At 36.5% G+C, this 24,173-nt stretch carries 24 protein-coding genes and 1 other annotated feature; all 24 genes read right to left on the reverse strand.

Annotation, left to right across the window (positions count from 1 at the left end; translation table 11 throughout):
* Nucleotides 1-83: 83 nt before the first annotated feature.
* The 24 genes from uraA to mraY all read right to left on the reverse strand — a co-directional run bounded on the left by uraA (nucleotide 84) and on the right by mraY (nucleotide 24,172).
* Entirely contained in the window at nucleotides 84-1,376 is a 1,293-nt protein-coding gene (uraA, locus tag NSQ08_RS18045) for a uracil permease (RefSeq protein ID WP_002014712.1), read from the reverse strand.
* A gap of 146 nt (nucleotides 1,377-1,522) precedes the next feature.
* The gene (gene pyrR, locus NSQ08_RS18050; RefSeq protein WP_001156489.1) at nucleotides 1,523-2,065 is read right to left on the reverse strand and encodes a bifunctional pyrimidine operon transcriptional regulator/uracil phosphoribosyltransferase; all 543 of its coding nucleotides are present in this window, start codon (nucleotides 2,063-2,065) and stop codon (nucleotides 1,523-1,525) included.
* 203 nt (nucleotides 2,066-2,268) lie between these two features.
* Nucleotides 2,269-3,177, reverse strand: a complete 909-nt coding sequence (locus NSQ08_RS18055) for an RluA family pseudouridine synthase (RefSeq protein WP_002033761.1) — start codon at nucleotides 3,175-3,177, stop codon at nucleotides 2,269-2,271.
* 4 nt (nucleotides 3,178-3,181) lie between these two features.
* Nucleotides 3,182-3,640, reverse strand: a complete 459-nt coding sequence (gene lspA, locus NSQ08_RS18060; protein WP_002128849.1) for a lipoprotein signal peptidase LspA — start codon at nucleotides 3,638-3,640, stop codon at nucleotides 3,182-3,184.
* A gap of 125 nt (nucleotides 3,641-3,765) precedes the next feature.
* Nucleotides 3,766-4,095 carry a hypothetical protein gene (locus NSQ08_RS18065; protein WP_002014715.1) on the reverse strand — a complete coding sequence of 110 codons (330 nt, stop codon included), beginning with the start codon at nucleotides 4,093-4,095 and terminating at the stop codon, nucleotides 3,766-3,768.
* Nucleotides 4,096-4,253: 158 nt separating this feature from the next.
* Complete coding sequence (gene ileS2 / locus NSQ08_RS18070; RefSeq protein ID WP_340777648.1) at nucleotides 4,254-7,019, reverse strand: isoleucine--tRNA ligase; 2,766 nt, start codon at nucleotides 7,017-7,019, stop codon at nucleotides 4,254-4,256.
* Between the two features lie 72 nt (nucleotides 7,020-7,091).
* Nucleotides 7,092-7,316: a binding site (T-box leader), on the reverse strand.
* Between the two features lie 51 nt (nucleotides 7,317-7,367).
* Nucleotides 7,368-7,874, reverse strand: a complete 507-nt coding sequence (gene divIVA, locus NSQ08_RS18075) for a septum site-determining protein DivIVA (protein WP_001131609.1) — start codon at nucleotides 7,872-7,874, stop codon at nucleotides 7,368-7,370.
* Nucleotides 7,875-7,963: 89 nt separating this feature from the next.
* On the reverse strand, nucleotides 7,964-8,731 hold the full coding sequence (locus NSQ08_RS18080) for a YlmH family RNA-binding protein (RefSeq protein WP_002033759.1): 768 nt from the start codon (nucleotides 8,729-8,731) through the stop codon (nucleotides 7,964-7,966).
* Between the two features lie 15 nt (nucleotides 8,732-8,746).
* Nucleotides 8,747-9,010 (reverse strand): YggT family protein, encoded by a 264-nt coding sequence (locus NSQ08_RS18085; RefSeq protein ID WP_002014720.1) that lies wholly within the window; start codon nucleotides 9,008-9,010, stop codon nucleotides 8,747-8,749.
* Nucleotides 9,011-9,016: 6 nt separating this feature from the next.
* On the reverse strand, nucleotides 9,017-9,487 hold the full coding sequence (locus tag NSQ08_RS18090; protein ID WP_002014721.1) for a cell division protein SepF: 471 nt from the start codon (nucleotides 9,485-9,487) through the stop codon (nucleotides 9,017-9,019).
* A gap of 19 nt (nucleotides 9,488-9,506) precedes the next feature.
* Nucleotides 9,507-10,181, reverse strand: a complete 675-nt coding sequence (locus tag NSQ08_RS18095; RefSeq protein WP_002033757.1) for a YggS family pyridoxal phosphate-dependent enzyme — start codon at nucleotides 10,179-10,181, stop codon at nucleotides 9,507-9,509.
* A gap of 5 nt (nucleotides 10,182-10,186) precedes the next feature.
* A complete protein-coding gene (gene pgeF / locus NSQ08_RS18100) occupies nucleotides 10,187-10,996 on the reverse strand; it encodes a peptidoglycan editing factor PgeF (protein WP_340777659.1) in 810 nt (269 codons plus the stop codon).
* Between the two features lie 117 nt (nucleotides 10,997-11,113).
* Nucleotides 11,114-11,392: a YlmC/YmxH family sporulation protein gene (locus tag NSQ08_RS18105; RefSeq protein ID WP_012261605.1), complete on the reverse strand. Its 279-nt coding sequence runs from the start codon at nucleotides 11,390-11,392 to the stop codon at nucleotides 11,114-11,116.
* A 292-nt stretch (nucleotides 11,393-11,684) separates the two neighbouring features.
* Nucleotides 11,685-12,464, reverse strand: a complete 780-nt coding sequence (gene sigG, locus NSQ08_RS18110; RefSeq protein ID WP_002014725.1) for an RNA polymerase sporulation sigma factor SigG — start codon at nucleotides 12,462-12,464, stop codon at nucleotides 11,685-11,687.
* Nucleotides 12,465-12,621: 157 nt separating this feature from the next.
* Nucleotides 12,622-13,341, reverse strand: a complete 720-nt coding sequence (sigE, locus tag NSQ08_RS18115) for an RNA polymerase sporulation sigma factor SigE (protein WP_002128857.1) — start codon at nucleotides 13,339-13,341, stop codon at nucleotides 12,622-12,624.
* Between the two features lie 19 nt (nucleotides 13,342-13,360).
* Nucleotides 13,361-14,278, reverse strand: coding sequence for a sigma-E processing peptidase SpoIIGA (spoIIGA, locus tag NSQ08_RS18120; RefSeq protein WP_002165147.1), 918 nt, complete (start codon nucleotides 14,276-14,278; stop codon nucleotides 13,361-13,363).
* A 453-nt stretch (nucleotides 14,279-14,731) separates the two neighbouring features.
* Nucleotides 14,732-15,886, reverse strand: coding sequence for a cell division protein FtsZ (ftsZ, locus tag NSQ08_RS18125; RefSeq protein ID WP_340777672.1), 1,155 nt, complete (start codon nucleotides 15,884-15,886; stop codon nucleotides 14,732-14,734).
* Nucleotides 15,887-15,925: 39 nt separating this feature from the next.
* Nucleotides 15,926-17,227 carry a cell division protein FtsA gene (ftsA, locus tag NSQ08_RS18130; RefSeq protein ID WP_002014731.1) on the reverse strand — a complete coding sequence of 434 codons (1,302 nt, stop codon included), beginning with the start codon at nucleotides 17,225-17,227 and terminating at the stop codon, nucleotides 15,926-15,928.
* A 401-nt stretch (nucleotides 17,228-17,628) separates the two neighbouring features.
* Entirely contained in the window at nucleotides 17,629-18,399 is a 771-nt protein-coding gene (divIB, locus tag NSQ08_RS18135) for a cell division protein DivIB (RefSeq protein ID WP_002014733.1), read from the reverse strand.
* Nucleotides 18,400-18,497: 98 nt separating this feature from the next.
* On the reverse strand, nucleotides 18,498-19,403 hold the full coding sequence (gene murB, locus NSQ08_RS18140) for a UDP-N-acetylmuramate dehydrogenase (RefSeq protein ID WP_002033752.1): 906 nt from the start codon (nucleotides 19,401-19,403) through the stop codon (nucleotides 18,498-18,500).
* A 61-nt stretch (nucleotides 19,404-19,464) separates the two neighbouring features.
* On the reverse strand, nucleotides 19,465-20,559 hold the full coding sequence (gene murG, locus NSQ08_RS18145; RefSeq protein WP_002088269.1) for an undecaprenyldiphospho-muramoylpentapeptide beta-N-acetylglucosaminyltransferase: 1,095 nt from the start codon (nucleotides 20,557-20,559) through the stop codon (nucleotides 19,465-19,467).
* A 104-nt stretch (nucleotides 20,560-20,663) separates the two neighbouring features.
* Nucleotides 20,664-21,755 (reverse strand): stage V sporulation protein E, encoded by a 1,092-nt coding sequence (spoVE, locus tag NSQ08_RS18150; RefSeq protein WP_002014736.1) that lies wholly within the window; start codon nucleotides 21,753-21,755, stop codon nucleotides 20,664-20,666.
* An 89-nt stretch (nucleotides 21,756-21,844) separates the two neighbouring features.
* The gene (murD, locus tag NSQ08_RS18155; RefSeq protein ID WP_002142942.1) at nucleotides 21,845-23,197 is read right to left on the reverse strand and encodes a UDP-N-acetylmuramoyl-L-alanine--D-glutamate ligase; all 1,353 of its coding nucleotides are present in this window, start codon (nucleotides 23,195-23,197) and stop codon (nucleotides 21,845-21,847) included.
* The gene (gene mraY, locus NSQ08_RS18160; protein ID WP_002014738.1) at nucleotides 23,198-24,172 is read right to left on the reverse strand and encodes a phospho-N-acetylmuramoyl-pentapeptide-transferase; all 975 of its coding nucleotides are present in this window, start codon (nucleotides 24,170-24,172) and stop codon (nucleotides 23,198-23,200) included.
* Nucleotide 24,173: the final 1 nt, after the last annotated feature.

The raw sequence follows: 24,173 nt of genomic DNA on the forward strand, positions 1-24,173 counted from the left end.
AAAAATACCCTAGTCTTTGAGACTAGGGTGCGTTAAAGTAGCCACCCTTTTCTATCTCACAGGACTGAATTAAAAGGTTATTTTTATGAAGCAATCTGCTTAGATTGTTTTGTTTTATTTGTTTGTTTTGTCTCTGGTAGTAGTAGATTTAATAGTACACCTACAATTGCTGCTAGCGCCATTCCTTCTACTTGGAACGATTCACCTACGTGCAGTACCGCTCCGCCAATACCAATTACTAGTATAACTGATGCAATCATTAAGTTTCGTTTGTCACCTAAGTCTGTTTTATCGTCTACCATCATACGTAAACCACTTGATGCGATTACACCGAAGAGTAAGATTGATACACCACCCATAACTGGTGTTGGAATCGAATGAATCAGTGCTGAAATCTTCCCGATAAATCCAAACATGATTGCGAACACTGCTGAACCGATGAATAAGTATACACTGTATGCTCTCGTAATTGCTAGCACACCGATGTTTTCACCGTACGTTGTATTCGGTGGTCCCCCTATTAGTGATGCGATCAATGTTGCTATCCCATCACCGAAGATTGAACGATGTAAACCTGGTTTTTCAATTAAATCTCTTTTAATAACATTTCCAAGTACAATTTGATGTCCGATATGTTCTGAAATTGTTACAAGTGCAACTGGCACCATTAAGAGTACAATTTTCCATGAAAACTCCGGAGTATATGTTACAAACGGTACTGTGAAGTCTGGTATGACAAACCATTTTGCCTCAGCTACTGGCTTTAAATCTACTAGCCCTTGGAAGTAAGCGAATATATACCCGCCGATGATTCCAAGTAGCACTGGTATGATACTGAAAAATCCTCTCCCGAATATGGAGCAAATGATTGTAATTGCTAATGTTACTAATGCTACTGAAAAGTGTGTAATGCTATACTTACCATCCGCACCGTTCATCGCCATGTTCACTGCTGTATGTGCTAAAGATAAACCGATTACCATTACGACTGGCCCAACTACGATTGGCGGAAGTAATTTCATAATCCATTCTGACCCAGATTTCTTAATTCCGAGTGAGATTAAGATGTACACAAGTCCCGCAAGCATTCCTCCAAGCATCGCTGCTCCAGGTCCACCTGCTGTTTTTGCTGTAATAATTGGTGCAATAAAGGCGAATGATGATCCTAAATATGCTGGTACTTGACCTTTCGTTATTAGAAGAAACGCTAGCGTTCCTAATCCACTTGATATTAAAGCTACTGATGGATTCAGTCCTGTTAAAAACGGAACAAGCACTGTTGATCCAAACATCGCGAACAAATGTTGTATACTTAATAATAACCATTTTCCCGGTTTCGGTACTTCATGAATATCTAACACTGGCTTTTGCTCCATTGTTACATCCTCCTTCAGTTTTAATTTTTGCAATAAAAAAACTCTTTGTGCCTGTGCACAAAGAGTCCTACACTTTCGTATGCCAAATTTGACATATGAAAGCCAAGACCCTTTGGCAGCCTCACAGGACTACATTTAAAAGGGCTTTACTTATCGTATATGCTTACTCGATCTTGTTGATCTGTCTCTTGCAAATCAACTTCGATACGCTCTTCACTAGATGTTGGAATGTTCTTTCCTACATAATCAGCGCGAATTGGTAATTCACGATGACCTCTATCAACAAGAACAGCTAATTGGATTTGTGATGGTCTACCTAAATCCATAAGAGCATCCATTGCTGCTCGAACTGTTCTTCCTGTATATAACACATCATCCACAAGGATAACTTTTTTCTTCGTAATATCTACAGGAATATCAGAACCTTTTACAAGTGGTTCTTTATGTTTCGATTGTAGTGTTAAATCATCACGATACAACGTAATATCTAACTCTCCTACTTCCATCTCTTTTCCTTCAATTTGACCAATTCGTTCTGCCAAACGTTGTGCAATAAAAATTCCACGTGTTTTTATTCCGACAAGAACACAATTATCGACACCTTTATTTCGTTCCACGATTTCATGACTAATTCGTGTTAAAGCGCGGCGAATCATTTGGTCATCTAAAACGACAGCTTTCTCTTGCATGCTCTACACCTCCAAGTTTTTTTCTTGCGTGAGAGTAATGGTATAAAAAAAGTCCTCTCAGCGTGTGCGAGAGGACTTTTGAAAAAAGGGTACAACATACCCTAAGTATTTCAAACCGTTACCTTCTCAACCTCACGGGGCTGTGTTAAAGGATCATTATTTAACTGTTGTCAGTATCTCAGTTTTCTTATGATTTGTCAATACTATTTCCGTAAAATATTTAGCGCTTCTTCAAACACTTCTGGAATCGGTGCCTCAAACTCAATATATTCACCAGTACGAGGGTGATCGAAACCTAAAATCCCTGCATGAAGTGCTTGTCCATTCATATCTAATGTTTTCTTCGGACCATACTTTGGATCCCCTGCAAGTGGATAACCAATATATTTCATATGAACACGAATTTGGTGTGTACGTCCCGTTTCTAAGCGGCATTCTACAAGTGTGAAATCCTTAAATCGCTCTAACACTTGGAAATGTGTAACTGCATTCTTACCATTTTCATCAACAGTCATACTTTGACGTTCTTTTTTATCACGACCAATTGGAGCGTCAATTATTCCTTTATCATGTGGAATTACACCATGTACAATCGCTTTATAACGTCTTGTTACCGTTTTTGCTACAAGTTGATTTACAAGTGATTCATGCGCCATATCATTTTTAGCAACCATTAATAATCCAGATGTATCCTTATCAATACGGTGTACTATACCAGGACGCATTACACCGTTAATACCTGATAGGTCTGTACAATGATGCATAAGTCCGTTTACAAGCGTACCCTTCGTATGCCCTGGTGCTGGATGTACTACCATGCCACGCGGCTTATTTACAACTAGTACATCGGCATCTTCATAATAAACTTCTAAATTCATATCTTCCGGTTGAATATCTAACTCTTCTGGCTCGGGAATTGTTACTGTAATTTCATCATTTCCTTTTACTTTATAATTCCCTTTAACTGATTTCCCATTTACTGTCACAACAGCATCTTTAATCCATTGCTGCACTTGTGAACGTGACCATTCACTGTTTATTTCTGCAACGAATTTATCAATTCGCTCGCTTTTTTGTTCTTCTGCAACTGTTACTTGTACTACTTCACTCATTCAATTACTCCTTCGCTTTCTTTCCTTCTAATACTGTTTGAATAATAATTAATACAACTCCAATACATAATGCTGAGTCAGCTATATTGAATACCGGATAGTTGTACGAGAAAATATACACGTGAATGAAATCCACTACTTCTTGTCTAAATACACGATCAATAAAATTGCCAATTGCTCCGCCTAAAATTAGACCTAATGAAATACCTAGAAGCTTGTCCGTTTTCGCATATTTTTTCATATAAAATACGATAAATGCTACGAAAATGACTGTAATAATGTAGAAAAACCACATTTTATTTTCTAAAATACCCCAGGCAGCTCCTCTATTTCGATGAGATGTTATGTATAATACATTATCGATAATCGGAATGCTCGTACCCAATTCCATGTTCTTTACAATTAGCCACTTCGATATTTGATCGATGGCAATGACAAATAACGCTATTACATAATATATCATTTTCATTTCCCCCACAAAGACAGTGTACCTCAAAATTTTAGCATAGCTGCTACCTTTTCACAATGAACCTTTGTAGAAGAATAAAATAAATTAAAAAAAGGTAACATAATATCGTTGTGCGTATTTCATACATTTACCTTTTCATAGAAAAATTCATGAATAGTACGAGCAGTCGGCATTGTTTTCATTTGTTTTGTAGAAATCGCTCTTCCAGTTTCTTCACAAATACCGTACATATCTATTTCCATTTTAAACAATGCACGTTCTACATCTTTTAAATCCTCTTTTATATCATGTAATAGCAATTTTTTCTTTGTCTCTTCCTTTATTTCGTATCCAAGTTCTTGCCCAAATTCCATATAGTATGTGTGCATTACTTCTTTCGCCAATCTATCTTGCAACTCTTTTCTCATCAATTGTAATTCTTCTTTTATTTCCATATAAATTTCATTCACGTGTACATTCCTCCCAGCTGCAATGTACAATTAGTGTGTCCGAAATTTCCACGCTTACCTCACACACATTTTTCCTTCATAGGAAAGAGAGTGAAAGTTATTTTGATATATCATCAACAAAAAACTGACTGCTATTATGAGCAGTCAGCTTTTTTTCATTATTTTACATAATTTTCTTTAACAACCGTTGCACAACGCTCACATAATGTTTCATGTTCTGCATCTTTACCAATTGTTTCTGAAACAACCCAACAACGTTCACACGTCTCACCTGTCGCCTGTGCTACAACTACAGCTGTATGCTCATACTTTGGTGCATCTGTTGGTGCTTCTTCAATTGTACCACCAAGTTTATACTCAGAGACGATGAATAATTGCTTTAAGTCTTCGCTAATAGACTCTAACATAGCCTTCATTTCTGCAGTCGGATATAGCGTAATGCTCGCATTTAATGACTTACCAATTACTTTCTCATTACGAGCTACTTCTAACGCTTTTAAAACGTCATCACGTAATGTCATAAATGCATCCCATTTTGCTCTTAACGCTTCTGAACCCTCTACTTCTGTAGCTTCTGGCATATTAGTTAACTGTACGCTTTCTTCTTCTGCACCAGGAACATATGGCCATACTTCATCAGCTGTATGAGGTAAGATTGGCGTTACAAGTTTCGTTAATGCAACAAGAACATCATATAATACAGTTTGAATTGCACGACGATCCGCGTGATCTGCACCTTCAATGTATAAAATGTCTTTTGCAAAGTCTAAGTAGAATGAACTTAGATCAATTGTACAGAAGTTGTGAATTGCATGATATACAGCAGCAAAGTCATATGTTTCATATGCATCTTTTACTTTTGTAATTAAGTCATTTAACTTCACTAACATGTAACGATCTACTTCACGAAGTTCAGCTACCGCTACTGTATTTTCACTTGGATTAAAATCATCTAAGTTTCCTAATAAGAAACGGAATGTGTTACGGATTTTACGATACACTTCTGCTACTTGTTTTAAAATATCATCTGAAATACGTACATCAGATTGATAGTCAACAGAAGATACCCATAAGCGTAAAATGTCTCCGCCTAATTGATCCATAATTTTCTTCGGTACGACGATGTTTCCAATCGACTTACTCATTTTACGTCCGTCACCATCTAGTACGAAACCATGGCTTAGTACGCCTTTATACGGAGCTTTACCAGTTACAGCAACTGCTGTTGATAATGAAGAGTTAAACCAACCACGATACTGGTCAGATCCTTCTAAATATAAATCAGCTGGACGTTGTAAGTCTTCGCGCTCTTCTAATACCGCTTGGTGAGAAGAACCTGAATCGAACCATACATCCATGATGTCTGTTTCTTTACGGAATTCACCATTTGGGCTACCCGTATGTGTAAATCCTTCTGGTAATAAATCTTTCGCTTCACGCTCGAACCATACGTTAGAACCGTGCTCACGGAATAAATCTGCTACATGATTAATTGTTTCATCTGTAATAATTGGATCACCATTTTCTGCATAGAATACAGGAATTGGCACACCCCATGCACGCTGACGAGAAATACACCAGTCACCACGGTCACGAACCATATTATGAAGACGAGTTTCTCCCCATGCTGGTACCCATTTTGTTTCCGCAACAGCTTCTAATAATTCTTTACGGAACGCTTCAATAGATGCAAACCACTGCGCTGTCGCACGGAAAATAATTGGTTTTTTCGTTCTCCAATCATGTGGGTATGAATGCGTAATGAATGTTAGTTTCAGTAACGCGCCTACTTCTTCTAATTTTTCCGTAATTGGCTTGTTAGCTTTATCATAGAATAAGCCTTCAAATCCAGGTGCTTCATTTGTTAATACACCTTTATCATCAACTGGGCAAAGTACTTCTAAGCCATACTGTTTACCAACAACGAAGTCATCTTCCCCGTGTCCTGGTGCTGTATGAACACAACCTGTACCTGCATCTGTTGTTACGTGCTCTCCTAGCATAACTAATGAGTCACGATCGTAGAATGGATGTTTTGCAACTGTATACTCAAGTTCGCTACCTTTTACCGTTTTCACAACTTCAGCATTTTCCCACTCTAACGTTTTTGCAACTGTCTCAAATAGTTCAGAAGCGATGATATATTTCTCATCATTTACTTTCACAATAGCATATTCAAGTTCTGGGTGAACAGAAATACCTAAGTTTGCAGGTAACGTCCAAGGCGTTGTTGTCCAAATAATGTATTTCTCATCACCTTCTAATACGTTCTTTCCATCTTTTACAGGGAATGCTACGTAAATAGATGCTGATTTTTTATCTTGATATTCAATTTCAGCTTCTGCTAAAGCTGATTCACTTGTTGGAGACCAGTAAACTGGTTTTTGTCCTTTATAGATATAACCTTTTTTCGCCATGTCACCAAACACTTTAATTTGTTGTGCTTCATAAGCTGGCTCTAAAGTAATATATGGATTATCCCAATCTGCACGTACACCTAAACGCTTAAATTGTTCACGTTGACGTTCCACTTGCTCATATGCATACTCTGCACATAACTTACGGAACTCAGCAACTGTCATTTCTTTACGCTTTACACCTTTATTTGTTAAAGCTTGCTCAATTGGTAAACCGTGTGTATCCCAACCTGGTACATATGGTGCACAGTATCCAGTCATTGATTTAAAACGAACAATAAAGTCTTTTAACACTTTATTTAGTGCGTGTCCCATATGAATGTCACCATTTGCATATGGAGGTCCATCATGTAGTACAAATAAAGGACGGCCTTTCGTATGTTCTTGTACCTTTTCATAAATATTCATTTCAGCCCATTTTTCTTGCATTGCAGGCTCACGTTTCGGTAAATTCCCACGCATCGGGAATTCTGTTTTTGGCATTAGTAATGTATTTTTGTACTCCATGCTCAATTCCTCCTTAAATATATAAACGACAGACCTTAAAAAAGGGAATAAAAAAGAGACCTCTCATCCCCAAAAAGGGACGAGAAAGTCTCCCGCGGTACCACCCTAGTAGACCATATACAAATGCATAAGGTCCTCTTTATATTCTTAACGCGAATATACGCCTACGCTTACTAAATTTGTTCAGCGCGGAACTCCAGGGTGATATTCCCATTATCTCCTTATCCTGAGCTTACACCATCCTCAGTTCGCTATATAAGGTATGAAAAAGGTACTTATCCCTATCTTCGTTTTTCTTAATAAATATGCTGTTTAAAATTATATGTAATAATGAGAAAAACGTCAAGCTTACACTGTTTCTTCTTTTTTCAACAGTTCGTCCACTTCGTCTTCTAATTCAATTAGTTTATCCCAATCATCGTTGTTTAACATTTCAAGTTGTGTTTCTAATAACATACGGAAACGAGTTCGGAATACTTTCGCTTGTTTCTTCAACTCTTCAATATCAAAAGCAACTTTTCTTGATTTCACTAACGCTTCATTAATGATACGATCTGCATTTTTTTCTGCTTCACGTACAATTAATTTTGCTTCTTTTTGTGCATTACGCTTCACTTCTTCAGCAGCTTCTTGTGCGACAATGATAGATTTGTTCAGCGTATCTTCAATATTAGAAAAATGATCTAACTTTCCTTCTAATTGTGCAACCTTTTCTTCTAAAGCTTTTTTCTCACGAATGACTAATTCATAATCTTTGATGATTTGATCAAGAAACTCATTTACTTGATCTTCATCGTAGCCACGAAACCCGCGACCAAATTCTTTGTTATGAATATCTAATGGTGTTAACGGCACAACGCCACCTCCAAGTAGTTATCTAAATTTCCTCTTTCAATTATATCTTTTCTTCGACAAAATAAGAGAATTTCCTTCTAAAAAACCAATCATTTTAGTATACCATACAAAACTCTCCATTTGTCGCGCTTCGTTTTACCTTCTACAGAAAATAATTTACTTCGTCCATACCCTCTAACCGAGAAAACATCCCCCGGAAAACATTCATACGAAGTTTGCTCTACTGTTTTCCAATTGACTTTTACTAAGCCACCTTTTATAAGAGGCTGTACCTTCTGCCTAGATATATGTAGCATTTCAGCTAATAAAACATCTAGACGAAGTGACGAAACAGTCCCAGATTTTTCTCCCCATTTTTCACCTACACGCAAAATTTTCTCTACTTGTATAGGAGAGAGTGTGACTTTCATTTTCCCTATTGATTGTAAGTTCATTTCAATATACGATACAACTTCTTTGGCAACTGCAATTTGGGCACGGTCTTCTTGAAGCAAAATATCACCACATTTTTCCCTTGTTAAACCAAGCGACATGAATGCACCTAATATTTGCCTATGTTCTAGCGTAAAAAACTTGGAAGGATAGTCAATTTCTAATACTTCTACTTGAAATTCCTCTTCATTTAATTCTAGATAATCTGGATAAATTAGTGCTCTTTTCCGTTCGGCTTCAGGCATCGCACCATCAAACCGTACAGCTACATCTCCTTGCCCTATTACCATAGAAACAATTTGTTGCTGTCTTGGATCAAGAAAATCTGTTAACTTAACTTGATGGTACTCAGCAGCCTGTTTCCACTCTAATACTTTATCCACAAAGACCTCTTCATCAGGTCTAAAATGCTCATAGATGCTCATGTATTTAACCTCACACTATAAAAAATAGTTGAATAAACTCACTAAACCACCTCTAGCAAGTTTCAAGGCAACAATAGCAACAAGTGGAGAAATATCAATCATACCAAATGGTGGAATAAACCTTCTAAACGGCTCTAAATACGGTTCGCAAATACGCGCAAGAAAATCTCCAAAAGCTGATTCCTTTGCGCCAGGAAACCATGATAGGAGAATGTAAATAATTAGTGCCCACGAGTAAATCTCGATAGCAGTAAGTAACACTGTTAAAACTGTTGTCATGGCGTATTACCACCTCTTTATATTTGTCTCTTCTTCTTCACCGAATAACTCTGAAATCGCACCAACGATATCAACATTTTCAGGTGTACACATAAATGTTTTCGGGCCTATTTTTTGAATATCCCCGCCTATAGCGTATACAGTACCACTTAAAAAGTCAACGATACGTACAGCTTGATCTGTAGACATTCTTTGCAAATTAATTACAACAGCTCGTCTACCTTTTAAGTGATCCGAAATGCCTTGCGCTTCCGAATATGTACGTGGTTCTAGTAAAACAACTTTTGAAGATTGCTTCGCTGTTTCAATACTCACTACATTTTGCTTCGGTTGCACTTTCGCAAACGGAACATCTTGTTGTTCTGGGGGATCTTGTTGCTTTTTCATGTCTGTTTGCTCCTTTTCATAACTATATTGAGCTGCTTCTTTTTCTTCCGGTGTGTCAAAAAAGAAGTATTTTACTTTTGACCAACTCATAATAACTTTCTCCTTCCTCCTACGCTTTTCCTACTAAAACCGTTCCCAAACGAATATATGTAGCGCCTTCCTCAATTGCAATCGTGTAATCATTTGACATTCCCATTGATAATTCTTTACATGGTGCATGTAATAATTCTAGCTCCTGCACCTCTGTTTGTAGCATGCGCAATTCCTTAAAGCAGCGACGAATCTCTTCCTCTTCTCCTGTAAACGGAGCCATTGTCATCAATCCTACCACTTCAATCTTATCCAATTCTTGCAAACTTTGAATAAAAGAAATTGTTTCTTCTATCGCCAATCCTTGCTTTGATTCTTCAGATGATGTTTTCACTTGAATAAAGCATTTAACTTTCTTATCAGCACGTTTTTGAATTTCTTTTGCAAGCGAAAGACGATCTAATGAATGTAAATAATCAATCTCATTAATGATTTCTTTTACTTTTCTCGTTTGCAATGATCCAATAAAATGCCAATTCACTTTTGAACCGAAATGCTCGTATTTTTGTAAGAAACCTTCATTTCTATTTTCACCTAAATCAATAATTCCTGTTTCAATTACTTCGCTTGTTTTTTCAATCCCTACAGTTTTTGTAACTGCAACGAGCTTAATATCTTTCATCGAACGTCCAGCTCGTACACAAGATTCTTTAATTACTTCGTTTACATCTGCTAAATTCCCTTGCACTGTCACTTACTTCACTCCTCCTTAAAACCTATGAAACTCAACATTCTCCCCGTCTTACCTTGATCACGACGATGAGAGAAAAATAATTGTTCTTCACAGCTTGTACAAAGAGATGACATTACAATATGTTCTTCTTTTATGCCTGCTTGTACACATAATATACGATTAACTTCTTTTAAATTAATTGCATACTGACCATCAGAAATTACTTTATGAGGAACAGATCCGTTTACTACTTGCTGTGCTGCTGTTAATACACGATCATCAACAACATAACAACATGATCCGATTGCAGGACCAATTGCGACATAAATTTCATCACTTGAAACACCTTCTGCATTCCACTTTTGAATCATTTCTTTCGCAATCTCTGTTACAGTCCCTTTCCACCCAGCATGCGCAAGTCCTATCATATCATGTGATGGTGCATAAAAATAGAGCGGAACACAATCAGCGTAACAAGATGTTAAGAGAACATCTTTGTTAGTCGTATAAATGCCATCCGTTTTTGGAATACCGTCTTCATATGAATAAACGCCTTTCCCTTTTTCTTGCAGTCCTACTTTCTCAACATGATGGTCATGAACTTGTTCAGAGCAAATCCATTTTTCTAATGGTTTTTGTAACTTATTAGCTAAAATGCGTCTGTTTTCATGAACATTCTCCACGATATCATTCACATGTAATCCTAAATTCATCGCATGAAAGGAGCCTGTACTTACTCCACCATCTTTTGTCGTAAATCCAACAGTAATGTTTCCAAGTTCTTTCCACGCTTGTAAATACAGTATACCGTCCGCATATTTAAATGGTTCTCTCATAAAGCGACTCCTTTTAATTAAAATAACAGAAAAAAGTATGGTACTTCCTGTCTATTTTACCATACTTTTATTTTTTCATAATGACAACAGAAAAAAAAGAGGAATTTGTAATATTCTTTATGAAATTGTCGGTGTTTGTATTGATTCTGTTACAGAATTAACATGATCTACTTTTACAAGTATGACATCTTCTCCAATTTTCATAATTTGCTCCCAAGGAATCACAAATTCTACTTCCTTCCCAAAGAGTCCAAGCATTCGTGCCTGCTTAGAAATAATAACCGCCCTAATCTTTCCTGTGTCTATATCAATATCAATATCTCCAATATTTCCAAGCCTCTTTCCATCTGAAACATTTACAACATCCTTCATTTGAAACTCCGAAATCCGTATCATATTCATCCTCTCCCTTATATCATGAATCGTAAGTACGCTCTCAAATAAAGTGAAACCTTAATCAGTGGGATTATCCCCATCCCTACTGATTATTAACCCATGCCAATCGGACTTTTACGGGCAGTCCCGCTTCCATCTAACTTTTACTTCAGCCTAATTTCGAAGCGGATAAACAGTATATAACCGCTACTAATAGAACATCCATTTTATTTTCATTATATGAACCTACCCAATCTACTATGAGCGCAAAATATTATATATAAAAAAGACCTCACCATAACTGGTGAGGACCTTATCCTTGAATCGTCTTATTCATTTGCTTAATAGCAGACTTCTCCAAACGTGATACTTGCGCTTGAGAAATCCCAATTTCTTCGGCAACTTCCATCTGTGTCTTTCCTTGAAAGAAACGTTTTCGAATAATCATTTTTTCACGATCATTTAAACGCTTCATTCCTTCTTTCAACGCCAGTTCTTCAACCCACTGCTCGTCCTTTTGTTTTTCATCCTTTAATTGATCCATAACAAAGATAGGATCTCCTCCATCGTTATAAATCGGTTCAAATAATGAAACCGGATCTTGAATCGCATCTAGTGCAAAAACAATCTCTTCATGTGTCACTTCAAGAACTTTCGCAATATCCATCGCTGTTGGTTCTTTTGAATTTTCAGCAATCAATTTTTCTCTTACTTGCAACGCTTTATACGCAATATCTCGTAATGAGCGAGATACACGAATTGGATTGTTATCACGCAAATATCTGCGTATTTCTCCAATAATCATCGGCACAGCATACGTTGAAAACTTTACATTTTGGCCTAAATCAAAGTTATCAATGGATTTCATAAGTCCAATGCAACCAACTTGAAATAAATCATCAACATATTCTCCTCTGTTATTAAATCTTTGGATGACGCTCAGTACAAGACGTAAGTTTCCATTCACTAATTTCTCTCTGGCGCTTATCTCTCCACTTTGCATTTCACGAAATAATTTACGCATCTCTTCATTTTTTAGTACTGGAAGTTTAGCTGTATCAACACCGCAAATTTCTACTTTGTTTCTCGTCAAAGTGTTCCCTCCTATCGGGAGTTGCTGTACAGTGTAAAGTATTTCCTTTGAAGGGGATTTTATGCATACGGTTTTTCCATCATTTTTCACAAATATCATATTTCCTAATGCACAAAAAAAGAATAAGACCAGTCTAGATACCGACTGGTCTTATTCTTCACACCATTTTATTAAATTCTTTTCGTAATCTTTTTATAATTCTTTTTTCCAAACGAGAAATATAAGACTGTGAAATTCCAAGCATATCAGCCACATCTTTTTGTGTCTTCTCTTCGCCACCAGCGAGTCCAAACCGAAGCTCCATAATTTGTTTTTCACGGTCATTTAATTGATGCAATGCTTTCATTAAAAGATGACGATCTACAGTAGCTTCTAAATCTTTTGTAATAATGTCATCATCTGTACCTAAAACATCTGATAGTAACAGTTCATTTCCGTCCCAATCAATGTTAAGCGGTTCATCAAAAGAAACTTCCGAACGATTTTTATTATTTCGACGCAAATGCATTAAAATTTCATTTTCTATACAACGAGATGCATATGTTGCTAATTTAATTTTCTTTTCTGGATTAAATGTATTCACTGCCTTAATAAGACCAATTGTTCCTATACTAATCAAATCCTCAATATTGATCCCTGTATTTTCAAATTTTCTTGCTATATATACAACAAGCCTTAGGTTACGTTCAATAAGCATCGACCTCGCAGCTTGATCTCCATTTGGTAATTTATTCAAAAGAACTGCCTCTTCTTCTTTCGTTAACGGCGGTGGCAACGCTTCACTTCCACCAATATAATAAATTTCATCGGTCTTAATTCCTAATTTCAGCAATACTTTATACCAAAGGTATACCAAATAAAATTTAAATTTCACCATATTATCCCGCCTCTCATAATTAAGCAATTACCATCTTTTGCGAAATCAACATTTTCGGATGTACAATGCATTGATACTCTCCATTAGTAGATAATTGTTGTGTATTTAATCCAATCAGTACTTTGTTTACAACAACCGAACTACCTTCATGATAAACTCGCACACAATCTGGCTTAATTGCCCATAAAAATTGATTCTCTACTCCTACTGCTCGGAAAGGAATTAAACGTAGTTTCGTCGCCCATCCAGAATCATTTTCTGGTATTTGAGGAATTTCTGTTTTGGAATAAATTTGTTCTGTTAACCAAGCTGGCAAACAATGTTCTAATGATGAAATATGCATAATCATAACGGGTGTTTTCGTTAACGGGTCATAAAGTTGGTTCCCACTATCAATTAGACCTGCTAATTCTAGTTCCTCTCCAGCTAATTGAATTTCCACTTTCACGATTTGATCATAGTGTATCTTTGTGACCTCTACGCTTTCTATACGCTTTTTAGAAAAATAATAAATTACTGGAAAACCAAAAATAACAAATACCCAACTAATTGGATCACCGTAAGAAACTGATTTAGATTGAACTAATCCATTTACCATTTCGTTCGTTTGCAAAAAGTAATGCGTTCCAATTAATCCTCCACCAACCATAAAGGTTACAAAATAGAAAGTAAAAACAGTTTGTGTATAATTTCTAAATGTCGAAAACCCAAATGCTGTATACACAATAAGTAACGAGTACAATAGTTTCATAATTGGATGTGTCATCATAGAAGCAAAAGGCGTAAAGGCGAAAATAACAATAGTTGAACCTATAAATGCCCCTAACACAAGCCTCCATCTTTTGATTCTCTTTTTTAACACGGTGGCTGTTAATAAAAGTAAAAGAAAATCAATGCAGGCGTTTAACAACCAGACAATGTCGGCGTAAACAACCAAACAATTCACCTCTTTTTTTAAGTTGAGACTAGTATAATGCATATCCAATAGGAAAGTGTGTCAATTGGTGGAGGGATTTTTTTGTTATTTTGTGATTTCTAGACATAATCTGTCGGTAAAAAATAAAAGTGTATTTTTCATAGAATAATATAATTTTTTTACTTGTATATATAATAATTGAATTATATATATACAAAGTTTATCTTGCTATTTGCGAGCAGTAAGACCCTGCCTCAAAATTCAGCTATAAAAAAGGACAGAAGTTAAGTAGGAGTCGGGCTAACAATCATTTTTGGATGAACACCCCCGACTAATTAAAGTTTCAATTTATCACAGCTTATGGTTTGAAAATAGGACTGGGCTCTCCATATGCAAAATAATAAAAAAAGATCTGCTTAGCAGATCTTTTCCATTTAGACAACAAAAAAAAGGAGCATGAAAGCTCCTTTTCTTTTATCGTCTACGACGGTTACGTAAGAATGCTGGAATATCGATGTCATCTGAATCTGTATGACGATCATGCACAACCGGCTCTTCACGTTTCATTTCACGCTTAACTTCACGTTGTTTTGAAGGTTGAGCTAATGGTTGTTGTTGCTGTTGTGTGTGATTCGCAGTCGGACGGATAATTGGTTTTGGTGGTTGTGTAGAAGCACTATCATCAAAACCAGTTGCAATTACAGTGACAACGATATCATCTTTTAATCCTTCATTAATAACAGAACCGAAGATCATATTTACTTCTGGATCCGAAGCTGAAGCTACAATGTCTGCTGCTTCTTGTACTTCATATAAACTTAAGTTTGCGCCACCCGTAATGTTCATAATAACACCTTGAGCTCCATCAATAGATGTTTCTAGTAATGGACTAGAAATCGCTTTTTTCGCAGCTTCAGCAGCACGATTTTCACCATTACCAGAACCGATACCCATTAAAGCAGAACCTCTATTAGACATAATTGTTTTTACGTCTGCAAAGTCTAAGTTAATTAGACCTGGTGTAGCAATTAAATCAGAAATACCTTGAACACCTTGACGTAATACGTTATCTGCTTCACGGAACGCTTCTAACATTGGCGTATTTTTATCAACAATCTCTAATAAGCGATCATTTGGAATTACGATAAGTGTATCTACATTTTCTTTAAATGACGCAATACCAGATGCAGCTTGAGTTGCACGTTTACGCCCTTCAAATGTAAATGGACGTGTTACAACACCAACTGTTAACGCGCCTAGTTCTTTTGCAACTTGAGCAACAACTGGAGCTGCACCAGTTCCAGTTCCGCCGCCCATACCAGCAGTTACGAAGACCATATCCGCGCCACGAAGCGCTTCTTGAATCTGTTCTTTACTTTCTTCTGCAGCTTTTTTCCCTACTTCAGGGTTTGCGCCTGCACCAAGTCCACGCGTTAATTTTCCACCAATTTGCATTTTCGTTTCAGCTTTTGATAGATTTAATGCTTGTGCATCAGTATTCACAGCGATAAAGTCTACACCTTGTACACCGTGTTCAATCATACGGTTTACAGCGTTGTTTCCGCCACCGCCGACACCGATAACTTTTATATTCGCTAATTGATCTTGAGTAGTATCAAACTCTAACATGTCGAAATCCCCCTAGAACCTCATTTTTCGTGTCCAATTTTAATCCCATAAATAACGGAATGCACGTTTTACTTTTGACATCATGCGGTCATCATTTTGATTAGTATTGTTTTGATTACGAGTTTTTTGTTTCGCAGGTTGCTGTTGTACCGGCATTGGTGCTGGTACTGGTTCAAAATGTTCTTGCTTTTCCTGCACATTTTTCCCACGTAATTTAGCTTTTTGATAAGAATGTTTAATTAATCCAACTCCACTTGTATATTGAGGCTCACGAACACCAATATAATCAGGAGTTGCTATACGAACATTTTCATGTAAAATATCGTATGCAAGATCAAGAACACCTGGCATAGAAGCTATCCCACCAGTTAGTACATATCCAGAAGCAGCTTGCTTTACTCCTAACTTATGCACTTCATCTTGAACAAACATTAAAATTTCCTCTACACGAGCCTCTATTATATCCGATAATTCCAACTGAGAATATTGTTCTGTTTGATCGCTTCCCATAATAGGAACCGTAAACATCTCTTCTTCAGATGCTGTATCATAAAAAGCATGTCCATATTTCAGCTTAATTTGATCTGCATTTTCTGTTGAAGTTTTCAGCCCAATCGCTATATCCTTCGTTATATGATCTCCACCTAATGGCAATACGCTCGTTGCTTGCAACTCTCCATCTTTAAAAATAGATAAGGTTGTAGATCCTCCGCCCATATCAACAAGGGCTACCCCTCTATTTCTTTCATCCGAAGATAACGCAACTGTCGCCGCCGCTAAAGGTTGCAGACAAATATCAACAATTTCAAGACCTGCTTTTTCTACACAACGAAGTAGGTTATGTAGTAAAGTTCTCGAGCCTGTAATAAGTGTACCTTCCATTTCTAATCTTACACCGATCATCCCGCGTGGATCGTTAATCTCGTCAAGACCGTCTACAATGAACTGTCGAGGTACCACATCAATAAATTCACGTTCAGGAGCAATTGACACAACTTGCGCTGCATCTAGAACGCGTAAGACATCTTCATTCCCGATTTCACGATCTTCATTTGAAACAGCGACTACTCCGTGACACGGGAGCAACTGTACCTGGTTTGCATTGACACCTACTACAACTTGCTCAATGTGGATACCCACCATGCGCTCAGCTTGTTCAATTGCTTTTTTAATTGATCGAACAGTTTCATCTATATCAACTATCGATCCCTTTTTCAAACCATTTGATTTTACGTTTCCAACACCAATAATGTTTAAGCTATCATTAACCATTTCACCAATGATGACTTTAACATTGGATGTACCGATGTCAAGACTAACATATATTTCATTGCTGTTCATTCTTTGGCACCTCCTTCTTTATTTATACCATACAACTCAATATATGGAACAACAATCGCAACTTTACTATTTATAAGAAAAATATTCAACGTCTTTGTACGTTTCCCTTTTTTAACCCTATATTTTTCTTATTTTTATTTAACATTCATTTAAGAATATCGCAGTAACCTGTGAATAACTGCTCTATCTTGAAATAATTATATTTCAAGTGTAAAGATTACCGCCAAGTATAAGTCTACACTAAGATGTACTTGTAGAAAAGTGAAACTTGTACCAATCCTAGTATGAATCTAAGAAAATTTACATTTTTTTCATCAAATTAAGCATTCTTGCAAATTAGCATCCATATAAAAGAACATTTGTTTCATTTCATACGTAATAACGCAGTAAAAACTATCATTCTATTCTTTCTTTTCTTCAGCACCTAGTTCCTTCGTATATGCACCCACTTCTAAGTCAATTAAAACCTTCTTACCAGGTTCAATTGTTTTTAAAATAAGTGGATAAGCTTCCATTCGCTTTGCGAAATTTTGAATAGTGGTGCTCACTTCATATCCTTCATTCATATATAAAGTAAGATGATCTTCATTTGCGTTCGTTGGTGTATAACGAATTTCAGAAATAGACCTTAAAATAGTTGGCGTTAATTTTTCTAGTTCTGCAATTAATTCCTTCATTTTTTCCTCTTTAAATGGTTCAAAAATTGGTGCTGCAACTGGAAGCTTTCCGTTCGGAAGTACATCGAGTGTTTTCCCATTTTCTAATAACGGTTGTAATTTCCCATCTTTGTTTATATAGCCAATTGTTAAATATTCTTCGATATGAACATCAATTTTGTTTGGGAAACGTTTTTTTACATTTACCTCTTTAATTTCTTTTCGTTTCGTTAAGTTTTCTTCTGCTTTATGTGCTGTTACTCGGAAATAACTCGTATCATATGTCACACCTGATTCCTTCATAACTTGTTCATCTGTCATATAATGATTTCCAAAGACACTTATCTTTTTTATATTACTAAGCGGAGACCGAAAATAAATTAAAAAGAGTACTAATAAAAATAAAATCGATATGTATAAAATTAACCGATGATTAACAGGTTTCTTATTTTTTTTATTTTGATTCTTTAATTTTGGTACACGATCTTGTAGTTTAATCACTTTACTATTTTTCATGTACGATCCCCCTATGTAACATAAAGAACGGCATGTTCCTCATGCCGTTCTTATCTTCTTATTATAACATAAATGATAATGAGCGGAACGAACAACCGTTATCTTCCAATTATTTCTACTTCTGTATGCATATCAACACCAAATTTATCTTTAATTGTACGCTTTACCAATGCGATTAAGTCTAATACATCTTGCGCTGAGGCCACACCAGTATTAACAATAAAATTCCCATGCATTTCAGAAATTTGAGCTCCACCTATTGTATAACCACGAAGCCCTGATTTTTCTATTAAATCTCCTGCAAAATAGGGGACTGGATTTCGAAATATACTTCCTGCACAAGGGTGATTCCAAGGCTGCGTTTCACGGCGATACTCTTTATTCTTTTGCATGCTTCTTACAATTCCCTCGCGTTCGCCTACCTCCAATTGGAATTCAGCTTCCAAAACAATACCAGGGCGTTTCATTTGCAATACAGATGTGCGATAAGAAAAGCCCATTTCGGTATTCGTCAACCAATTAATTGTTCCATTGTCAAACAAAATACGAGCTTTCGTTAATACACTCGATATGTCGGACTTATGAGCGCCTGCATTCATATACACTGCACCGCCAACACTTCCTGGAATACCACTTGCAAATTCCAGGCCCGCTAATCCCTGTCGACTAAGTAAAGTTGACAATTTAATAAGGGGATATCCAGCACCGACTCTTACTCTATGTTTTTCGACTTCTAAATGGTCTAATCCTTCTCCTAAACGAATAACCACACCTTCTATACCTTGATCAGATACGAGAAGATTTGAACCACGACCAATTGCAGTCCACCTTGTCTTGTACTTCTTTACTAACTCTAGAGTCTTCTCAATACCAGCAACATGCTTTGGTACAATTAAAATATCAGCTGGTCCGCCTATTTTCATAGTCGTGTAACGCGCTAACGGTTCATTAACTAACACGCGACCAACATTTGCTTCTAAAAGCTCTTTTACTAATTGTTCCATAGACAATCTCCCCCATATCAAGTCTCCTTATTACAGTAATATGCGGGGCGTTCACCTAATGTTATTTTTTAATAAGCTTGTTCATTACTTCATATAGCTTATTTGCTGCATCTGGAATACCAAGTTGCTTAGTAGCCAGTTTCATATTTTGTAATGTTTGTGTATCCAATAAAATCTCATCAATGTCACGAATAAGCGTTTCAGATGTTAAATCTTTTTCAAGTAGCATTTTAGCTGCTCCTTTATCAACAACTGATCGTGCATTTTTTTCTTGATGGTTATTTGTTACGTACGGACTTGGAATTAATACACTCGGCTTTCCTAACGCTGTTAATTCTGCAAGCGTTGTAGCCCCTGCCCTTGAAACAACAAGATCTACACCCGTCAGTACCTCTGGCATATTATGAATAAAAGGTTTAATAATAACATTATTCGGATTCCCTTTTTGTTTCACGGCTTCCATAACTTTATCATAATGTACTTCGCCTGTTACATATAATACTTCGTAACTTTTATTCCCAAATTGTTCAATCGCTTCTACAAAAGCATCGTTAATCGGTCTAGCCCCGCGGCTCCCACCAAAAATAAGCACGGATTTTTTAGAAAGGGATAGTCCTACCGAACGTTTTCCTTTCATTCCATTTTGGTCCATTACTTCTGATGCACGTGGATTACCTGTCATAACCACTTTTGACTGTGGAAAATGTTCTGCAGCTGCTTCAAAACAAACTGCAACTTTATCGACATAACGACTTAAAAATTTATTCGTTACACCAGGTACACTATTTTGTTCATGGACAATAGTCGGAATACCTAATTTAGCCGCAGCATATACAACTGGCCCACATACGTATCCACCCGTACCAATCACAATATCAGGGTTAAAACGACGAATATATCGTTTACTATCTTGAACACCTTTTAGGAAACGCATCACGGTTTTTACATTATCAAGAGATATTTTTCGTTTAAATCCACTTATAACAATAGATTGGAACGGAATACCCGCTTTCGGTACGATGGTACTCTCTAATCCATTCTCTGTACCAATGTATAAAAATCTTGCTTCCGGATTTAGTTTTTTTATTTCTCTAATTAAAGCAAGAGCTGGATAAATATGTCCTCCAGTACCCCCACCACTTACTAATACTCGCACTACTGATTCCTCCACTTCCCTGTTCTTATTCAATCGTATTTATTTCTATATACATATTGTATTTTCACACACACACACGAAAAACCCTGTCTTTTAAACAGGGTTTAATAGCGAGAATGGCGACTTATATTCAATAATACACCTACTGCCATTAACATTAAGGTCAAACTTGATCCACCATAACTTAAAAATGGCAAAGTAATACCGGTAACAGGCATCAGTCCTGTTACAACACCAACATTAATCATTACTTGAATCGCAATCATCGCCACAATACCTACTGCTAAAAACGTACCATATAAATCTGGCGCTCCTAATGCTATACGAATCCCACGCCATAATAATAGACTAAATAATAATAACACAAATGAACCACCAATAAAACCTAATTCCTCGGATAAGATTGCAAATATAAAGTCTGTTTGTGGTTCAGGTAAATAAAGAAATTTTTGTCTACTTTGTCCAAGTCCAAGCCCAAATAAACCACCAGGTCCAATTGCGAGTAACGATTGGATAATTTGAAATCCACTTCCGAGCGGATCCGACCACGGATCTAAATATGATGTGATGCGTTTCATTCGATATGGCGCTGATGCAATTAACCCTACAAATCCCGCTGCACCAAGCAAACCAAACATTGCAAAGTGAAAGACCCTTGCTCCCGAAATAAATATCATAATAATACATGTCCCAATCATTACCGTTCCCGTACCAAGATCTGGCTGTAACATAATTATCCCAAAAGCAAGAAATACAAAACTAAGAGCCGGTAGTAAACCTCGTTTAAAAGATGTAATTAATTTTTGTCGTTCCGCTAAAAATTTTGCTAAGAAAATAATCATCGCGAATTTCATAAACTCTGACGGTTGGATAGAAAATGCCCCGATTCCAATCCAACTTCGTGCCCCTCCACGAACGAGACCTACTCCAGGAATAAGAACTAGAATAAGAAGAACGAAACAAACTAGTAAAATTACTTTTGAATACGTACGCCATACCCAATAATCAATTTTCATCAGAAAAAACATAGCTACTACCCCAAGACTTGCAAATAACAATTGTCTTTTTGCAAAAAAGAATGAATCCCCCATTTTATAAGAGGCCCAAACCGCACTCGCACTATAAACCATAATCATTCCGATTGTTAACAACGCAAGTGTAACGATGATGAGAATAAAATCAGGCGTTTTCTTCATTACCCATGAACACCACCTCTTTGGGCAGAACCTTTGCCCTATGTAACAAAACATCAGTAGGTGTTAGCCTACTGATGTTTTGATTTACTTTATATAAGTTTATGCACAGCTTGTATAAAAATGTCTCCTCTTTCTTCAAATGTTTTAAATTGATCCCAGCTTGCACATGCTGGTGAAAGAAGAATTACATCACCATCGGTAGAATGAGCATAAGCTTTCACTACTGCATCATCTAAAGTATCGACACTTTCAATTACATCTAATCCTGCTTTTTCTGCCGCTCTTACTAATTTTGGTGCAGTTTGTCCAAATGTCACAATCGCTTTGACATGTTTAAAATATGGAATTAAATCATCAAATTCATTACCACGATCAAGTCCACCAGCCAATAATACAATCGGTTGTGTAAATGCAGATAATGCTTTTTCTGTCGCTAGCATATTCGTCGCTTTTGAATCATTATAAAATTTACGATTATTAATCGTTGTTACATATTCTAAGCGATGTTTTACACCTGTAAAACTTTTTAACACAGCAGTAATTGCTTCATTAGAAACACCTAGTAATTTAGCAATACTCATTGCTGCTAAAATATTTTCTAAATTGTGCTTACCAGGTAAAACAATATCACTTACTTTAACTACTTTTTCGCCTTTAAAATAAAGAGCGTTATCTTTTATATACGCACCATCTTCAATTTCTTTCGTCGTCGAAAATAATACTTTCTGTCCTTTACTATATGCCGATAACGCCATGACATCTGCATCATCTGCGTTAATTATACTATAATCTGCTTCAGTTTGGTTTTTGAAAATATTCGCTTTCGCCAAACCATACTCTTTCTTCGTCCCGTGATAATCTAAATGCGCTTCAAATAAATTTAAAAAGGCTGCAATTTTTGGTTGGAACGATTCCACTCCCATCAATTGAAACGATGAAAGTTCCGTAACGACAACTTCATTTTCCTTCGCCAATTGTGCAACTTCACAAGCTACAGTACCTATATTCCCCGCAATAACTGGGTGCTTTTGTCCTTCTTTTAACATTTCAAACGTTAACATTGTCGTTGTTGTTTTACCGTTAGATCCCGTAATCCCAACAAACGGTGCTGCTGAAATGGAATATGCTAATTCAACCTCAGTTACAATTGGAATTTGTTTTTCTTTCGCCGCCACTAAGAGTGGATTAGAATATGGAATTCCTGGATTTTTTACGACAAGTGAAATGTTTCTCTCCAGCAATTCTAATGGATGCCCACCACACACAACATCCATTCCTTCCGCTTGTAACTCAGCTGCAAGCACATTACCCGCTAATGGTTTCCCATCATTTACAATGACGTTTGCCCCTAACTTTTTTAATAAAGTAGCTGCTGCATAACCACTTTTAGCAATACCTAATACAAGAACATTTTTATTTTGATATTCAGTTACAGTTTTCAATTACATCCACACCCCGATATAAATTCCTAGCACAGCTAATAAAAATCCTACAGACCAAAACGTTACAACAACGCGCCACTCTGACCAACCACATAATTCATAATGATGATGTAATGGACTCATTTTAAAAACACGCTTTCCTGTTGTTTTGAACGAAATAACTTGGATAATAACAGATAAAGTTTCCGCTACGAATACACCGCCAATAATAACGAGTAACAATTCTTGTTTTAACAAAATCGCTACAGCTGCGATAGCACCACCTAAAGCTAGAGAACCAGTATCCCCCATAAATACTTTCGCTGGATTCGCATTGAATACTAAAAAGCCAAGTACAGCTCCTACGACTGCCATACAGAAAATCGCTACCCCAAATTGTTCTTGAGCTACAGCAATAATACTAAATGCTCCGAATGCAATAGCAGCTGTTCCTGATAATAAACCATCTAAACCATCTGTTAAATTAACCGCATTTGATCCACCAATAAGCATAAATAATACGAGAACAAAATACGCCCAGCCTAATTCAAATTTAACATCGGTTCCTGGAATCATGATATACGTGTGAAATGCTTGCCCTTTTCCAATTAAAAAGAACGCAATAGCAATTACAAGCTGACCAATCAATTTTTGTTTTGATGTTAAACCAAGATTTCTTTTCTTTACTACTTTTATGTAGTCATCTAAAAATCCGATTAATCCGTACCCAAATGTAACTAATAATAACAATGATACTTCTGCACCTAAATTGTTAAATTTAATCGCCATAATAAGCGTAGTCACCATCATAGATACATATATGACAATACCACCCATCGTTGGTGTCCCTGATTTTTTTTGATGTGACTTCGGTCCTTCGTCACGAATACTCTGTCCGAACTTTAACTTTCTTAAAAATGGAATAAATAATGGCGAAAGGGCAACAGAAATTAAAAATGCTACCCCAGCCGTTACTAATAAACCTTGTTCAAGCACA

Source organism: Bacillus sp. FSL E2-8887, assembly GCF_038007205.1.
Taxonomy (GTDB): domain Bacteria; phylum Bacillota; class Bacilli; order Bacillales; family Bacillaceae_G; genus Bacillus_A; species Bacillus_A mycoides.